This is a genomic window from Parapedomonas caeni (assembly GCF_041060555.1).
Classification (GTDB): domain Bacteria; phylum Pseudomonadota; class Alphaproteobacteria; order Sphingomonadales; family Sphingomonadaceae; genus CAUJIW01.
In genome coordinates this window covers 37,104-53,017 of the sequence record NZ_JBEUDS010000014.1, presented here as the reverse complement: position 1 = coordinate 53,017, position 15,914 = coordinate 37,104, and the positions used below count along the sequence as shown (strand labels likewise).

10 protein-coding genes are annotated in these 15,914 nt (G+C 67.6%); 7 read left to right on the top strand and 3 right to left on the bottom strand.

What is annotated here, in order from left to right:
- The first annotated feature begins 177 nt into the window (after window positions 1-177).
- Entirely contained in the window at window positions 178-1,626 is a 1,449-nt protein-coding gene (locus ABU113_RS10725) for a flavin monoamine oxidase family protein (protein ID WP_454559510.1), read from the top strand.
- Between the two features lie 88 nt (window positions 1,627-1,714).
- On the opposite strand, the gene ABU113_RS10720 is transcribed toward ABU113_RS10725, so the two are convergent.
- Entirely contained in the window at window positions 1,715-3,271 is a 1,557-nt protein-coding gene (locus tag ABU113_RS10720) for an FAD-binding oxidoreductase (RefSeq protein ID WP_454559509.1), read from the bottom strand.
- Between the two features lie 329 nt (window positions 3,272-3,600).
- Between ABU113_RS10720 and ABU113_RS10715 the strand changes: the two genes are divergently transcribed.
- On the top strand, window positions 3,601-4,440 hold the full coding sequence (locus tag ABU113_RS10715; protein WP_454559508.1) for a DUF1838 family protein: 840 nt from the start codon (window positions 3,601-3,603) through the stop codon (window positions 4,438-4,440).
- Window positions 4,441-4,692: 252 nt separating this feature from the next.
- Window positions 4,693-7,275 carry a TonB-dependent receptor gene (locus ABU113_RS10710; RefSeq protein ID WP_454559507.1) on the top strand — a complete coding sequence of 861 codons (2,583 nt, stop codon included), beginning with the start codon at window positions 4,693-4,695 and terminating at the stop codon, window positions 7,273-7,275.
- Window positions 7,276-7,916: 641 nt separating this feature from the next.
- On the opposite strand, the gene ABU113_RS10705 is transcribed toward ABU113_RS10710, so the two are convergent.
- Window positions 7,917-9,284, bottom strand: coding sequence for an ATP-binding protein (locus ABU113_RS10705; protein WP_454559506.1), 1,368 nt, complete (start codon window positions 9,282-9,284; stop codon window positions 7,917-7,919).
- A gap of 5 nt (window positions 9,285-9,289) precedes the next feature.
- Window positions 9,290-9,943: a response regulator transcription factor gene (locus ABU113_RS10700; RefSeq protein WP_454559554.1), complete on the bottom strand. Its 654-nt coding sequence runs from the start codon at window positions 9,941-9,943 to the stop codon at window positions 9,290-9,292.
- A 181-nt stretch (window positions 9,944-10,124) separates the two neighbouring features.
- Between ABU113_RS10700 and ABU113_RS10695 the strand changes: the two genes are divergently transcribed.
- From ABU113_RS10695 to ABU113_RS10680, 4 genes are read left to right on the top strand one after another with little or no spacing between them, the layout of a single operon-like run.
- Window positions 10,125-11,201, top strand: coding sequence for an efflux RND transporter periplasmic adaptor subunit (locus ABU113_RS10695; RefSeq protein ID WP_454559505.1), 1,077 nt, complete (start codon window positions 10,125-10,127; stop codon window positions 11,199-11,201).
- Window positions 11,202-11,206: 5 nt separating this feature from the next.
- Window positions 11,207-14,311: an efflux RND transporter permease subunit gene (locus ABU113_RS10690; protein ID WP_454559504.1), complete on the top strand. Its 3,105-nt coding sequence runs from the start codon at window positions 11,207-11,209 to the stop codon at window positions 14,309-14,311.
- Window positions 14,308-14,616, top strand: coding sequence for a DUF3240 family protein (locus ABU113_RS10685; protein ID WP_454559503.1), 309 nt, complete (start codon window positions 14,308-14,310; stop codon window positions 14,614-14,616). Before ABU113_RS10690 ends, ABU113_RS10685 begins: the two co-directional genes overlap by 4 nt.
- The gene (locus ABU113_RS10680; protein ID WP_454559502.1) at window positions 14,616-15,869 is read left to right on the top strand and encodes a TolC family protein; all 1,254 of its coding nucleotides are present in this window, start codon (window positions 14,616-14,618) and stop codon (window positions 15,867-15,869) included. Before ABU113_RS10685 ends, ABU113_RS10680 begins: the two co-directional genes overlap by 1 nt.
- Window positions 15,870-15,914 lie beyond the last annotated feature (45 nt).

The following is a 15,914-nucleotide window of genomic DNA, read 5'->3' as shown; positions in this document are numbered from 1 at the left end:
CGGCACGCATGATGGCTTCGGCGATGCCGGCAGTCGTTATCCGCCTAGTGGTCAAGGGGGATCGCCGGATCGACAGCACCCGGTCGCCGGTGTCGTCTCAGGCAGAGAAAGCGCGCCAAAACGGCTACGGTAAATGTGGTCGACGCGTCGAGCAGTCAGGGAGCCTTGCAGATGGAAATGAGCCGACGGACCTTCACGCTGGGAGCAGCCGCGGTGGGTGCTGCCGCCGCCATGGCGTCGCCCGCGCAGGCCGCCCGTAAGGCAGGCAAATCGGCCACGACGCGGCCGCTCGACGCCATTGTGCTGGGCGCCGGTGTCTCCGGCCTCAATGCCGCCTGGCTGCTGGAGCAGCAGGGCCTGAAAGTGCTGGTGCTGGAAGGCCGGCAGCGGGTCGGCGGCCGTGTGCACACGCTGTTCGATCTGCCAGGCGTGCCCGAAATGGGCTTCAACTCGATGGGTGACGGCTATGGTCGCGGCATCGATGCCGCCCATCGCGCCGGGGTCGAGCTGATCGAGGTCGGCAAGCGCTACATGCATGGCAAGCCGCAGGAGCTGGTGCTCGACGGCAAGCCGCTGACCCGCGAGCAGTGGGCGGCCGCGCCGTTCAATCCGCTGCCCGACGCGCTCAAGACGTCGATGCCGTGGGAAGTCACCAACAAGCTGATCGCCATGCACAATCCGCTGGAGGACTGGGCGGCGTGGCTGGACCCTGCTAACGCATCGCTCGACATCTCGCTCCACGCCTTCCTGACCCAGCAGGGGCTCAGCGATGCGGCCATCCGGCTGGTGAACGATGTGTCACCCTACTATGGCATCAATGCCTACGATGTTTCCGCCCTGATGCTGGAGTTCAACTCCGGGTTCGTGATGACGCAGATCAGTGCCGGACCGAACTCCTGGGCGATCAAGGGCGGCAACGAGAGATTGCCTCAGGGGATGGCGGCGCTGCTCAAGGGCGAGGTGCTGCTGGGTAAGGAAGTGGTGTCGATCGACAGCCGTACCGATGTCGCCGAGGTGCGGTGCGCCGATGGTTCGGTCTATCAGGCCGGACGTGTGGTCTGCTCGCTGCCGTTCTCGACGCTACGGCATGTGGCGATCACGCCGGGCCTGAGCGGCGCGCAGGCGCGGGCGGTGGCGACATTGCCCTATCAGCCGTTGTCGATGGCCTTCCTGACCGCAACCGAGCCGTTCTGGGAGCATGACGGCCGGGCGCCAGGCATGTGGACCAACTCGGCGCTGGGCACGGTGCTGCCGCAGCGGTTCGGGGCGACGGCCGACGAGGTGACCGGCCTGCTGGTACAGGCGCGTGGCGGCCTTGCCCGGCTGTGGGACCGTCTGGGCACGGAGGCCGCGCTGGCAAAAATCGTCGCCACCTTCGAGGAACTGCGTCCGGCGGCCAGGGGCAAGCTCAAGGCGCACCGGCTGTTCAGCTGGGAGGCGGAATATTTCAATGCCGGTGACTGGGCCTATTTCGCGCCCGGCCAGATCGCGTCTTTCGTGCCGACCATGGCCGAGCCGCACGGGCGTATCCATTTCTGTGGCGAACATACGGCGACCGGCGCCCGGGGGCTGGAAGGGGCGCTGGAATCGTCGGAGCGGGCGGCGCTGGAGATCCTGTCGCTGTGAACGGGTGACGAGGCCCGCGAACAGGAAAGGGCGGCCTCGGCCGCCCTTTGTTTTTCACCAGCCGGTAATTCGCCAGCCGGCGCGTCCCTTACAGGCCGAGCGCGCCGGGGTTCATCAGGCACTGAGGGTCCAGTGCCGCCTTCACCGCTTTCAGCAGGGCGGCGGCCTGCGGGTCCAGCCGCGGCTGGTAGGGGTAGGCGCGCCCGAGCTGGAAATGCGCCGCGCCGTGCTTCTGCATCAGGGCAACCGCGTCGCGCTTCAGGCTGTCGGCGGCCGCGCGGGCCTCGGGATTGGCGGGGTAGTCCGGCAGGCCGGCCAGATACTCCTCGCCGAGCGTCCGGCGATGATAGTCGGTGCGCGCATCCGGCCAGTAGATCGCGATTTCATAGAGAAAGCCGCTGGGGCCGGTGGGGCTGAACATGGTGCCGGTCCAGACGCCGTGCTTGTCCATGTCCGCCTTTCGCGCCGCCAGCAGGGCCTGGAAGGCTTCGTGGAAGGCCACCACGTCGTTCTGGTTAAAGACGCCGTGGATGGGTACCCAGCGTTCGCCTTTGGGGCCGAGGATATTGCCCAGCGGCGCGAACGGCATGGAGCGGACGAAGGCCGGCACGGTGTTGGCGATCTCGCGGCCATGGGGCGCGATGATCGCGCGCAGCCGCTGGGCACGCGCCCAGGTGTCGGCCTTGTCGACGCCTTCGAGAATGAAATGCGCCATGTAGGCGCCGGCGCGCATGGCGCCTTCGCCCGCCAGCGCCATGCGCATCAGCTGCTTCAGGCCGGCGATCTTGCCGGGGGCCTTGCGCATCACCTGGGCCGCGATTTTCAGCCGCGCGCCCACCCCTTCCTGACGGGCGATCTGCCCCTGCGACAGGGCGAGGTCGAGGCCGAACAGCGAGTCCTCCAGCTTTTCCTTCTGCGCCAGCCGGACGGCGGCGTGGCAGCTGGCGAAATCGTCGAAGGCGAAGCTCAGCGCCTCGGCTTCGCTGCGGGCGGCGATCAGGGGCAGGGTGATCCGCGTCTTGATCCCGAGCGTGCCGCAGTCGCCGGTGAACAGGCCGGTCAGGTCGGGGCCATAGAAGCGGGTCGCCGAGGTGATGCCGGTGCGGATCAACTCGCCCGTAGCGAGCACCGCCTCGATCGACAGCACGGATTCGGCGGAAATGCCGTAGGCGGCGGTGCCATGGCTGACGGTGTTCTGGCTGATGCTGCCGCCGATGGTGGCGGCGATGCCGGAGAACGGTCCCCAGAACGGCGTGCGCAGGCCCAGCGGGTCGAGCCTGGCCTTCAATGCGGCCCAGGTGGCACCGGCACCGACGGTGACCACCGCGTTGCCGACATCGACCTCAATGCTGTCGAGCGCGCCGGTGTCAATCAGCACATGTCCGCCCGGCGTGTGGATGTAGCCGTCGGTGTAGGAGGCGCCGCCACCGCGTGGCACCATGGCAACGCCGGCGGCGGCGCACAGGCGTACGGCGGCCTGGAGCGCCTCGACGGTCGCCGGGCGCACGACCAGGGCCGGCAGGCCACCGCTGCGGTAAACATCGTTGCTGAGGTAGGACAGTTGAGCCGCGTCATCGGCAACCGCGTCAGCCCCGAGCGCGGCGACGAGTTTTTCCTTCAGAAACTGCATATTCCCGGTGGTCATTCCCTGCTCCCTGCGCGGCGCTGCCGCGCTTGCGCGGTGACGCCGATCCGACTGCCGACACTACCGCGAGCGCTGGCGATAGGCACGCGCACATTGATGCCAGTCTATACTGAGGACGTGTTTGCCCGCCTGGCCGCAGTCGGGCGAGGCGGCCTGGCCAACTATCCGGTGGGCGGGCACTGCCGATTCTGTCCGCATGGCGGATGCTGGCGCGAAGGGGAGGTGCGTGCGGCGGCGACTGGCCTAACTTCACGCAGAGCAGTCTGGAGGACTGGCCGGCGGTAAGATCGGCACGCTCGCAGGACCAGGATACTTCAAGGACGGGGACGATGCAGAGACGGGATTTTCTGGGCGCGGCGGCGGCGATGCCGCTGCTGGGTATGGCCTCTGGCGCGGCGGCCGGGCGTCGCGGGTTTGACGCGAACGATCCGGCGGATCGCTTCAGGGCCTATATGCTGATGCGCGGCGCGCTCGATGAGCGGCTGGTGATCGGCTATGTCGCGGGCAGCTATTATGGCGTCGTGGGCGCCGAGGTGACGCCGCTGTGGGACGTGGTGGGTGTCACCTTCACGCGTTATCGTCGTCGCGCCGACGGTGGCTATGATGGCTATACCGGCGAGATCGCGCATTTCCTCGATCCGGCCACCGGCAAGGCGACGGGTGCTTTCCACAACCCCTATACCGGCAAGACGGTGGCCGACCCGGCCACCAACCTGCCGCCCAATCGCGTCACCATATCGCCCGAGCTGCATTTCAGCGTACCCCGGCTGGCGCCCGGCACGCGGTTCGATCATGTCATCAAGGCGCCACAGGTGCGCGGCGACGATATCTGGATCACCGAGGTGACCCGTGTGGGCGTGCCCGTGCCGGGCAGGCCCGGCGGGTTCAATTACAGCGAGTCCGTGACCCTGCATGCCCGGGTGAGCGACCTTGCCGACCCGTCGGCGATCCGGGTGCCGTGCGCGACCCACTTCACCAACATCGTCGACTGGCGGCCGTGGATGAACATGGATGGCCATCCTGGCCACCTGACCGCCATTGGCGCCGGACGCTATGGCGTGGCGCTGGAGGATTTGCCGGAAACCTGGCTGGCGGCAACGCGCGAACGCTGGCCGCAATATCTGGAAAATCCCGGATCGCTGCTCGACCCGGTCTGGCCGCCGGCTTGATCGCGGTCGGGAAACTCGGTCGCGCGCCGGCGTGGAATTCCGGTGCGCGGCGGCGCGGGATCGGCTCGTCTGGCGTGCACATCGGTCTATCGCGTGTCGGATAGATTACAGCTTGGAGGCAGCGTCAGGCCACCGCGTTTTAACATGCACGCGGATCGATATTCATGGGGGCGGCTATTCGGCTTATACGGCCGAGAGGAAAAGACCCCTTCGATACAATCTCATTTACCATCTGGAAGGGACAGGGACGAAATGACCACAACCGATAAAAAGCGCAAATGGGGTGTTTCCATTCTCGCGCTGACGACCGCCGTGACCGGCTTTGGTGAGGTGGCGCTGGCGCAGGATACCGCGACCGCGGCATCCGGCTCGAATACGGTGGACTTCGGCGAAATCGTCGTCACCGCCCGCCGTCGCGATGAAAGCATCCAGAACGTGCCGATCGCCATCACGGCGATGACGGCGGAAGATCTGGCCAATCGCAACATCAGCAACCTGAACGACCTCACCAACACCACGCCGGGTGTGGCGATCACCTCGATCGCGGGCGGCACCATGCAGATGATCTACATCCGCGGTCAGTCGCCGGCCAACACCACCAACGATCTCAACGTCGAGGCCAACGTCGGCGTGTTCATTGACGATATCTACCAGACCAGCCGCAACACGCTGGACATGATCTCGGTGCTCGATGTCGGCCAGATCGAAATCGCCAAGGGTCCGCAGAGCGCGCTGTTCGGCCGTTCGACCTTTGCCGGCGCGATGTCGATCTCGACCCGCCGCGCCGCCAACGAGTTCGAGGGCAATGTCCAGGCAACCGTCGGCACCGACGAGGATTTCCGTATTCGCGGTTCCATTTCGACGCCGCTGAGCGAAACCCTGACGGCGCGCATTTCGGCCGGCTATCTGACCTATGACGGCTATGGCAAGAACGCCGCCAACACCAGTGACAACCTGGGCGGTACCGAGAAATACGCTGTCACCGCGTCGCTGGAATTCGCGCCGACGCCGGAGTTCTCGGCTCGCCTGGCCGCGTTCATCACTAGCTCCAAGACCGAGCCGTCGGCCGTGTCGCTGATGCCGCTGGCAAACTTCAATTGCGGTACCACCAATGCCGCCACCGGTCTGCAGACGCAGTACTGCGGCGAGTTGGAAGCGCAGAAGGTTTCCGACATCACCCCGGAAATTCCGCGCACCTCCGCCAAGACCCGCCAGGTGTCGCTGAAGATGAACTGGTCGGGTGAAGATGTGGCGATCACCAGCATCAGCGGCATTGCCGGCGCGGAAAACTGGACCTACAACGACTATGACGGCACCTCGGGCGGCACGCTGTTCGGTGTCTGCACCCTGGGCGCGTCGTGCAGCCCTGCCGGCGCTTACGAGCGTCTGGTGCGGGTCAACCTGCTGACCTCCAACCGCGAGCGGGTGCGGACCTTCAGCCAGGAATTCCGCCTGCAGTCGAACAACGACTCGCCGTTCCAGTGGATGCTTGGCGCCAACTACTTCATGTCGAAGGTGCCGCTGACCGCGATCGGCATCGCCACCGATGCCTCGGAGCTTGCCGCCAACGAGCGTCTGGTGCAGGTCAGCCAGATCACCACGCCGGCCGCGACCGGTACCGGCGCCTATGATTTCACCGCCAACCCCTATCTGGCCAGCGATCCGATCTATGGTCAGACCTTCTCCAGCTACACCGATGCGCAGACCCAGACCACGTCGATGTTCGCGGCGCTGGGCTATGATTTCGGCGGTCTGCGGGTCAACGCCGAAGGTCGCTACAACGTCGATCGCAAGCGCGCGCGGGTCAATTCAGTGTCGAACCCGCTGAGCCAGCCGGGCGTGAACCTGCCGATCGACGGCACCCATGTGCCGGACGAGGGCTATTTCCCGGTCAACGGCACGCCGTACAAGCGCAAGTTCACCAGTTTCACGCCGCGCTTCACCATCGACTACAAGGTGACGCCGGACGTGTTCCTGTTCGCCTCCGCCGCCAAGGGCGTGCGTTCGGGCGGCTTCAACACCGGCAATCCGGTGAGCGCCACCGGCATCCTCGCCGACGAAGTGTCGTACGACGAAGAGGAGAACTGGACCTACGAACTCGGCGTCAAGTCCGAGTGGCTTGACCGTCGCCTGCTGATCAACGCCTCGGTGTTCCATGTCGACTGGACCAATGCCCAGGTGTCGGCGTTCACCCAGAACCCGACAGCGGTCAACCCGGTGCGCATCGTCCGCAATGCCGGCAACATCAAGACTGACGGCTTCGAGATCCAGACCCGGTTCCGTGCCACCGACATCTTCAGCTTCGGCGGCAGCGTGGTCTACTCGGATCCCAAGTTCAAGGCCGGCGCCTATGACGGCTCCATCGTTACCCAGTGCGTGATCGGTTCCGGCGAGACCGCCACCGCGGCACCGGGCTGCCCGGACATCGTGCTGGTGACGCTGCCCAACGGTACCGTCCGTGCCCTGCCGTCGCTGGAAGGCAAGCGGCCGGCCCGTTCGGTCAAGCTGCAGTGGAACCTGCATGCCATCGCCGATGTGCCGCTCAATGACGACTGGCACCTGATGGGCCGTGTGGATGTCAGCTATACCGGGCCGACCTACTACAACCTGATCAACACCGGCGAGTTTGGCGAGCGGACGCTGACCAACGTGCGTGTGGCACTGGAAAGCGACCGCTACAGCATCGCGCTGTGGGCCAACAACCTGTTCAACAAGACCTATGTGGGCAACGCCATTGCCCAGCCGCGCTCCGGCGTGCCGTTCACGTTCAGCGTGCCCGAGATCTATCTCGGCGAGAAGCGTCGTGTCGGCCTCACCGCCGGCGTGAAGTTCTAAGCGCCGTGCGTCCGGGGTGGCTGCGGCGACGCGGCCACTCCGGCGCCTGGCCGGCCTTCCATCAGTCGGCGGCCTGAATCCGGGCGTGCAGGACGGGGGAACACTCCCCTGTCCGCACGCCCTTTTTCATGTCCGCACGCGGCTTCTTGCGGGCCGGGGGCAGGGGGGGGAATGACAGCCGCCCGGCAGGCAGCGCCCGCGCCGGCGTTGCCGGGCGGGGTGAGGGTACGCACAACACAGGTCCAGCAGACCCGACAACACACGCACGCGCCAGCAACACACAGGAACGACCGACCGGCGCGGGGTTGCCACCCTTCGTGCCCGGGACTCGATGACAGGTTCCGCGGCGTTGGCGACGGAAGGCTGTCGGTACATCGAGTTTTGGTCGGTGCCGGCGACCGGGGTCGTTGGTCCAGCGTGGGGCGACGGACCGGACCGCGTCTGGCACCTGTGCCGATCTTTCTGCGAGGCCTCGGCTTGTTCACCGGGACACCCGCGCCAGGTCGGTGCGGATCAGGAGGCCCTTTGAGGGACCACCCACCCGCCGGTTCACCCCCGCGTCGCGAGCGCCGAGGATGGTCGCACTGTCTCACGGAAAATGCCGCGCGTCAATAGGTAATTGACGATCAATACTGGCGGCGTCATGACATGTCCGGCGACGGGCGCGGCGCTGGCAGCCTGACCCCCGCGCGCAGGCCGCCGAGGGGCGAGGCGGCGAGATGGATTTCACCGCCGTAGAGCTGCACAAGATCACGCACGATCGAGAGTCCCAGGCCGGCACCCGGCACCCGTTCGTCCAGCCGTTCGCCGATCTGGAACACCACTTCTACCGCCTCCGGCGGCAGGCCAGGCCCGTCGTCGTCGACATGGATGATCACATGCGCGCCGTCGGGGTCGAGCGTCGCCTGTACCGCCACCGCCCGGGTCGCCCACTTACAGGCGTTGTCGATCAGGTTGGCGAGAATCTCGTTCAGGTCCAGCGGGTCGCAGACCACGCGGCTGTCGGGTGCGACGTCGATGGTGAAGGCGATCCCCCGCTCGCTGTAGAGCCGCTTCAGGGCACTGACGATCGCCTGCACCGTGGCGTCCACCGGCGCCACCACGCCCGGCACCGAACGCGAGGCGGCGGCACGGGCGCGGGCGATCTGGTAATCGATCTGCCGCTGCATCCGCTGGCACTGCTGGATGATCACCTGCGCCGCCTCGTCCGCGCCACGAGTGGACAGCCGGTGCGCCTCGTCCACCAGCACCGCCAGCGGCGTCTTCAAGCCGTGCGCCAGGTTGCCAGCCTGGGCGCGGGCACGCGCTACCATCTGGGCGTTGGCGTCGATAAGGCCGTTGAGATCGTCGACCAGCGGCTGCACCTCGGCCGGAAAGCTGCGCGGCAGTCGGGTCGCCTGACCGCTCTTGATCGCCGCCAGCGCCCGGCGCAGGCTGTTCATCGGCTGCAGGCCGAATGCCACCTGCAGCACCGCCGCCGCCACCAGTGCCAGCGCCAGCAATCCCAGCGAGATCACCAGCGCACGGTTGAAATGCGCCAGCACGCCATCGACGAACAGCAGATCGGCGCCGATCTGCACCCGCACCGGCGGCGCGCCAGCGAGCGAGACCGTGCGATCATAGACGATCACCTCGCCATGGGCGCTGGCCAGCACCTGGCGGCGCGTCATTCCCGCCGCCGGCGGATTGCGCGTGACGGGCAGCAGGTGCTCGACCACCGACGGCGAGGTGAGCACGACCTTTCCCGCCTGGCTCACCTGCCAGTAGAAGCCGGTGCCCTGCTGCTGGAAGCGCGGATCGCTGAGCCGGCGATGGATACCAACTCGCCCTTCTTTCACCTCCAGCAGCGAGATCAGCTCGACCAGGTGGCCTGACAGCTCCGCATCCACCAGCTCCACCACATGCTCACGAAACAGCGCGGAAATGGAAAAGCCAGCCAACAGCGCGCCGAGGCTGATCCACAGCACCGCGCCGGCGATCAGCCGGGTCTTGAGGCTATGCAGGATCACGCGCTTCATCCCAGTCGATACCCCAGCCCGCGCAGGGTCTTGATGACATCGCGGCCGAGCTTGCGACGCAGCCGCCCGACATAGACCTCGATGGTGTTGGAATCGCGCTCCTCGTCCAGCGTATAGAGATGGTCGAGCAGTTCCGCCTGGGAGATCACCCGCCCCTGACGGTGCATGAAGTAATTGAGCAGGCGGAACTCCTGCGCCGTGAGGTCAACCGGCTGCCCGGCCTGCCGCACGCTGCCGGAGGCCGGATCAAGCTCGATGTCGCCGTGGCGCAGCACCGGCGAGGCAGTGCCGGAGGCCCGCCGCAGCAGCGCGCGCAGCCGGGCGGCGATCTCCGGCACATGAAACGGCTTGGTGATGTAGTCATCGGCGCCGGCGTTCAGCCCTTCGACCTTCTCGGTCCAGCTGCCACGGGCGGTGAGGATCAGTACCGGCATCTCGCTACCGGCCTTGCGCCAGCGGCGCAGCACGTCGAGCCCCTGCATACCGGGCAGACCGAGATCGAGAATGGCGGCGTCAAAGTCGTCGCGCCGGCCCAGCGCGTAGCCGTCCTCGCCATCGAGCGCGACCTCGGCGGCAAAGCCATGCCCCGCCAGCCCGTCGGCCAGCCGCTTGGCGATGTCGGCATCATCCTCGACGACCAGAATGCGAATGATGAAACTCCCAGGGGTTTTGGGCTCTACAAGGGTTCTGCGCTCTATAGGCCGCCAAGCTGAATGACGGCTGACAGGCACCACCGTCCGGCCGCTGTCAGCCAGCGTTCAGCTTGGCGTCAGGATGGCGACAGCGACATCAAGCATAAGCGGCCATCCTCAGGCAACGTCTGGAATGCCCATGCCTCGCCTTACCCGCCTCCTGCCGTCCACCGCCGTGGCCGCCCTGCTGGCCACGCTGCTGACCAACACGTTGTTGGCGCCGCGTGTCGAGGCGGCACCGATCAAGCTGACCGCCACCCAGCAGAAGAATATCGGCATCCGCACCCAGGCCATCGTCGCTGGTGGCGAGTCTCCCGTCGTCGTGCTGGCCGCCGTGGTCACGGCACCGGCCAATGCCCGCGTCGCGGTTGCCGCGCCGTTCGCCGGCACTGTCGCCAGTATCGAGGCGCTGGAAGGCCAGAGCGTGCGCGCCGGCCAGCCGCTGGCCACCCTGTTCAGCCGCGACATGCTGGCCAGCGAGGCTGCCCTGACCCAGGCCCGCGCCGAGCGCATCGCCGCCGCCGCCAACGCCAGGCGCGTCGGCCAGCTGGTGCAGGAAGGCATCGCCGCCGCCGCCCGGCTGGAAGAGGCCCAGGCGCGACTGGCCGCCGCCCGGGCCATGGAAGCCGAGCAGCAGCGCCTGATGACGGTGGCGCGCCCCGTGGCCGGCCAGCCCGGCACCTACCGGCTCGCTGCACCGATCGCCGGTCGGGTCGCCCGCGTCGATGTCAGCGTCGGCAGCGGGGTCGAGGCGATGGCCAGCGCCTTTGTTGTCGAGCGCACCGAGCGATTGTGGCTGGAGGCCAGATTGCCGGCCGCCGATGCCGGCCGGGTGCGCCCCGGCATGGTGGTGAGCGTGGGTAATGTGCGCGGCAAGGTGCTGGCAGTGGGCAGCGCCGTCGATCCGCGCAGCCGCGCGGTGGTGCTGCGGGCGGAAATTCCCGGCACCGCCGGTCTGCTCACCGGCCGCGCGGTGGCGATGACCGTGCTCGCCCCGGCCCGGCCGGACGTCCTGTCGGTCCCGTTGAGCGCCGTGGTGCGGCTGGCGGCGCGCGACATGGTGTTCGTTGCCCGTGGCGGCGGCTTCGAGCCCGTGCCGGTGCAGGTGTCGGGGCGCGGCGAACGGACAGCAGCGGTCAGCGGCGCGCTGAAGCCGGGCGAGGCGATCGCGGTGGCCGGGCTCTCCGAGCTCAAGGCCCTGGCGACGCAGGACTGACGGCCATGCTGCAACGTCTCATCGAGTTCTCGCTGTCGCAGCGGCTGCTGGTACTGGTGCTGGCGGTGGTCGCGGCGGGCTTTGGCGGCTATGCCTTCTGGAAGCTGCCGATCGACGCCTTCCCCGACATTTCGCCGACGCAGGTCAAGATCATCCTCAAGGCCCCGGGCATGACGCCGGAGGAAGTGGAGGCGCGTGTCATCACGCCGCTGGAGATGGAACTGCTCGGCATCCCCCGGCAGACCATGCTGCGCGCGGCGGCCAAATATGCCATCGCCGACCTGACGCTCGATTTCGAGGACGGCACCGACGTGTTCTGGGCCCGCGCCCAGGTCGCGGAGCGTCTGGCCGCCGTGCGTGACTCGCTGCCCGAGGGCCTGGGTGGCGGGCTGGCGCCGATTTCGACACCGCTGTCCGACGTGTTCATGTTCACCATCGAGGGCGGCAACCTCAGTCTGGAGGAACGACGCACCCTGCTTGACTGGACCATCCGGCCAGTGCTGCGCACCGTGCCGGGAGTGGCTGACGTCAACACGCTGGGGGGGCGGGTAAAGACCTTCGACGTCGTGCCCGACACCGCCGCACTGGCCGCCGCCGGGCTCGGCATCGCCGACCTGCGCGAGGCGATCGAGCGCAACAACCGCAACGACGGCGCCGGCCGCCTGATCCAGGGCGAGGAAGCACTGGTGGTGCGGGCGGTGGGCGCCATGCAGGGTGCTGACGATCTTGCCGCCACCATCGTGCGCGACGACGCCCAGGGCCGTATCCGGCTCGGCGATGTCGCTGCCGTCGCCACCGGCAGCCTGACCCGCTACGGCGCCGTCACCCATGACGGCAAGGGCGAGGCGGTGGAAGGCATCGTCATCGCCATGCGCGGCGCCGACGCCAGCGCCGTGGTGAAGGGAGTCGAGGCCCGGCTGGAGGAGCTGAAACCCAGTCTGCCCGCCGGCGTACGCATCGGCGTGTTCTACGACCGCTCCGACCTCATCAGCCGCGCCGTCAAGACGGTGGAGAAGGCGCTCGTCGAGGCGACGGTGCTGGTGGTGGTGTTGCTGGTGCTGTTCCTCGGCAACCTGCGGGCCGCCTTGGTGGTGGCGGTGTCGCTGCCCTTCGCGGCACTGCTGACGTTCCTGATGATGCGCTGGGCCGGCCTGACCGCCAACCTGATGAGCCTGGGCGGCCTTGCCATTGCCATCGGCATGCTGGTCGATGGCGCGGTGGTGGTCGTGGAAAACGCCGTCGAACGGTTGGGGCATCATGGCGACGGCGCCCGGGTGCCGATGCTGCACCGCGTCTATCGGGCCGCCAGCGAGGTGGCGACGCCGGTGACCTCGGGCATCCTCATCATTGCCCTGGTGTTCCTGCCGCTGCTGTCGCTGCAGGGGCTAGAGGGCAAGATGTTCGGGCCGGTGGCGCTGACCATCATTTTCGCGCTGGCGGGCTCGCTGCTGCTGTCGCTGACCCTGATCCCGGTGTTGTCCTCCATGCTGCTCAAGCCCGGCACCCATGGCGAGGCCTGGCTGATGCGCCAGCTGCTGCCACGCTACCGCGCCGCGCTGCGCTGGGCGCTCGACCATGTGATGCCGGTGTACGTCTCGGCCGGCGTGGCACTGGCGGTGGCGGTCGGCGCCTATCTCGCGGTGGGCAAGACCTTCATGCCGACCATGGACGAAGGCGCGGTGCTGCTGCAGCTCAACAAGCTGCCATCCATCTCGCTCGACCGCAGCGTCGAGGGCGACCTCGCGGTCAGTCGCGCGCTGATGCGCCAGGTGCCGGAAGTCACCGGCGTGGTCGCCCGCGTCGGCTCCGACGAGCTGGGCCTTGATCCCATGGGCCTCAACGAGACCGACGGCTTCCTGGTGCTCAAGCCCAAGGAGGACTGGCGGGTGCCCGACAAGGAGTGGCTGATCGAGCGCATCCGCGCCGTGATGGCGGGCTTCCCGGGCATCGATTACGCCTTCACCCAGCCTATCGAGATGCGGGTGTCGGAAATGCTCACCGGCAGCCGGGGTGACCTCGCGGTGAAGATTTTCGGCCCCGACCTCGCCACGCTGGGCGATCTGGCCGGCAAGGTGCAGACGGCCATCGCCGCCGTGCCGGGCGCCAACGAGGTATACACGCTGGCCAATGACAATGTGCAATATCTGTCGTTCGAGATCGACCGGCTGGCCGCCGGCCGGGTCGGCCTGAGCATCGACACCGTGCAGGAGGAGTTGCGGGCGCGGCTGGAAGGCACGCAGGCCGGCATGATCGTCGAGCCGGGTCGGCGCACCGCCATCGTCATTCGCGGCGAGGACCGGATGCGTACCGACCCCGACTGGTTCTCGCGGCTGGAAATCCCGACGCCCGATGGCGGCAGCGTGCAGGTGGCCGACATCGCCCGCATCAGCCAGCCGGAAGGGGCGGTGAAAATCGATCGCGAGAACGCCTCCCGCTTCGCCGTCGTGCAGGCCTATGTATCTGGCCGCGACCTCGTCGGCTTCGTCGAGGAAGCCCAGGCCGCCGTCGCCGCCAGGGTGCCGCTGCCGGCGGGCTACCGCATCGTCTGGGGTGGCCAGTTCGAGAATCAGCGGCGCGCGGCCGCCCGGCTGGCCGTCGTCGTGCCGGTGGCGCTGACGATGATCTTCTTCGTGCTGTTCGCCACCCTGCGCTCGGTGCGCCAGTCGCTGCTGATCCTCGCCAACGTGCCGTTCGCGCTGGTGGGGGGCATTCTCGCCCTGTGGATTTCCGGCCAGTATCTCTCGGTGCCGGCCTCGGTCGGCTTCATCGCGTTGCTGGGCATCGCGGTGCTCAACGGCCTGGTGCTGGTGACCCATTTCAACCAGCGACGCGACGCCGGCGACGACCTTGACACCGTGGTGTTCGAGGGCGCCATCCGCCGGCTGCGGCCGGTGCTGATGACCGCCAGCATCACCGCCTTCGGCCTGATCCCGCTGCTGTTCGCCAGCGGGCCGGGATCGGAAATCCAGAAGCCGCTGGCCATCGTCGTCATCGGCGGTCTGGTCAGCTCGACGGCGCTGACGCTGATCCTGCTGCCGATCCTCTATCGCGCCTTCGGCATCGATCCCGCCGACCGCGCGTCGCCCCTCCAGCAAGGAGACGCCGCATGACGACCCCGCTCGTCAAGCTGACCCTGGTCTATCCCACCGAGGTCGACGAGATGCTGGTGGAAGCCCTGCTCGACCTGGAGCCACCGCTGAGTGGGTTCACCACCCACCGGGTGGATGGGCACGGCACCCGCTTCGATACCGCCACGGTGGGCGAGCGGGTACGTGGTCGCACCGCGCGTGTCATGCTGATCACCATATTGCCGCCCGACCGGGTGACGGCGGTGATCGACCAGGTGCGCGCCACCCTGCGCTTTGCCCACGGCACCTGGTGGGTGGAACCCATTTCCGAATTTGGACGGTTGTGATGCGCGTGCTTCTGCCCTGCCTTGTCTTTCTTTCCCTGATGCCACCGCCGGCGTCGGCGCAGGAATTCCTGCCGGCGCCTGAACTGGCGGCGCGCTCGATCAACGACCATCCGCTGGTGGCGCGGGCCGAGGCGGCGTTGCGCGCGGCCACGGCCGATGCCCGCCGTCTGGCCGCCGGTGACCACGAGTTCGTCGCCGCTGCCGGCTATACCCGCCGTGACATCGAAGGAGACCGACGTTACGACGAGTGGGAGGGTTCGATCTCGCGCGCCTTCAGGCTGCCCGGCAAAGCCGGTCTCGATCGACGGGCTGGGGTACTCGGCATCACGGCGCAGGAGAATGCGCTTGATGACGCCCGCCACCAGACCGCGCTGAAGCTTGCCGATGTCTGGATGGCGTGGGTCGGCGCGGAAGCGCACGCGCATCTGGATGCTGAAGATGTGCGCGCCTGGGAGCAGGAACAGGCCGCGATGGCGCGCCGTGTCGCCCTCAGGGATGCCGCGCCGCTCGATCTCGACCGCATTGGGGCCGGATTGGCGCTGGCGCGTACCGCGGCGGTGCGATCGGCCGGTCAGGCGCACGTCGCACGTATGGCGCTGACACGCGAATTTCCGGGTCTGTCGCTCCCGAAGGACGCGCCACGCCCGAAAGATCCGGCACTGCCGGAGCGGGGATTGTCGGCGTGGTTCGACGTCATCGTCGCCCGCAGTCATGAGTTGCACTTCGCCGAGGCCGAGGCGGAACGTCAGGCGGTGCTTGCAAGGAGGCAGGCGCTTGATCGGTGGGCGGACCCCAGTGTCGGCGTGCGCGTCTTTTCGGAGCGGGGGGGCGCGGAAAATGGTGTGGGGTTATTCTTGTCAGTACCGCTGGGCGGCCCTCACCGTCGGGCGCTGGCGGACCGCGCCCTCGCCGAGGCCAGCGCTGCCGTCGTTGATCTGGAGATGACACGTCGGGAGATCGAGGGTGTTGCGGAGCGCGACATCGCCGAGGTGGAAAGCAGTTTCAGTGCCTGGCAACACGCGCGGCAGGCGCTTGACGCCGGCGAGCGTGCATTTGTCCGCACGCGTCGGGGCTACGCGCTGGGCGACATTGATCTCGCCGATCTGCTGACTCTTCGTCGCCAGCAGCAGGAGCTGGCCCGAGCCGAATTGCAGGCGCGCATCGACGCCAACGTCGCGTTGCTGAAGTTGAGGATTGATGCCCACGAACTCTGGCTCCAGCCCCATAAGGATCACCCTGACGAACAGATGTAGTGGCGGCGGGCGCTTGCCGCCTTCCGCGCTTCGCGCTCGCCGAAG

Coding starts and splice junctions, on each gene's coding strand:
- ABU113_RS10725 (WP_454559510.1), top strand. CDS start 178: ATGAGCCGACGGACCTTCACGCTGGGAGCAGCCGCGGTGGGTGCTGCC.
- ABU113_RS10720 (WP_454559509.1), bottom strand. CDS start 3,271: ATGACCACCGGGAATATGCAGTTTCTGAAGGAAAAACTCGTCGCCGCG.
- ABU113_RS10715 (WP_454559508.1), top strand. CDS start 3,601: ATGCAGAGACGGGATTTTCTGGGCGCGGCGGCGGCGATGCCGCTGCTG.
- ABU113_RS10710 (WP_454559507.1), top strand. CDS start 4,693: ATGACCACAACCGATAAAAAGCGCAAATGGGGTGTTTCCATTCTCGCG.
- ABU113_RS10695 (WP_454559505.1), top strand. CDS start 10,125: ATGCCTCGCCTTACCCGCCTCCTGCCGTCCACCGCCGTGGCCGCCCTG.
- ABU113_RS10690 (WP_454559504.1), top strand. CDS start 11,207: ATGCTGCAACGTCTCATCGAGTTCTCGCTGTCGCAGCGGCTGCTGGTA.
- ABU113_RS10685 (WP_454559503.1), top strand. CDS start 14,308: ATGACGACCCCGCTCGTCAAGCTGACCCTGGTCTATCCCACCGAGGTC.
- ABU113_RS10680 (WP_454559502.1), top strand. CDS start 14,616: ATGCGCGTGCTTCTGCCCTGCCTTGTCTTTCTTTCCCTGATGCCACCG.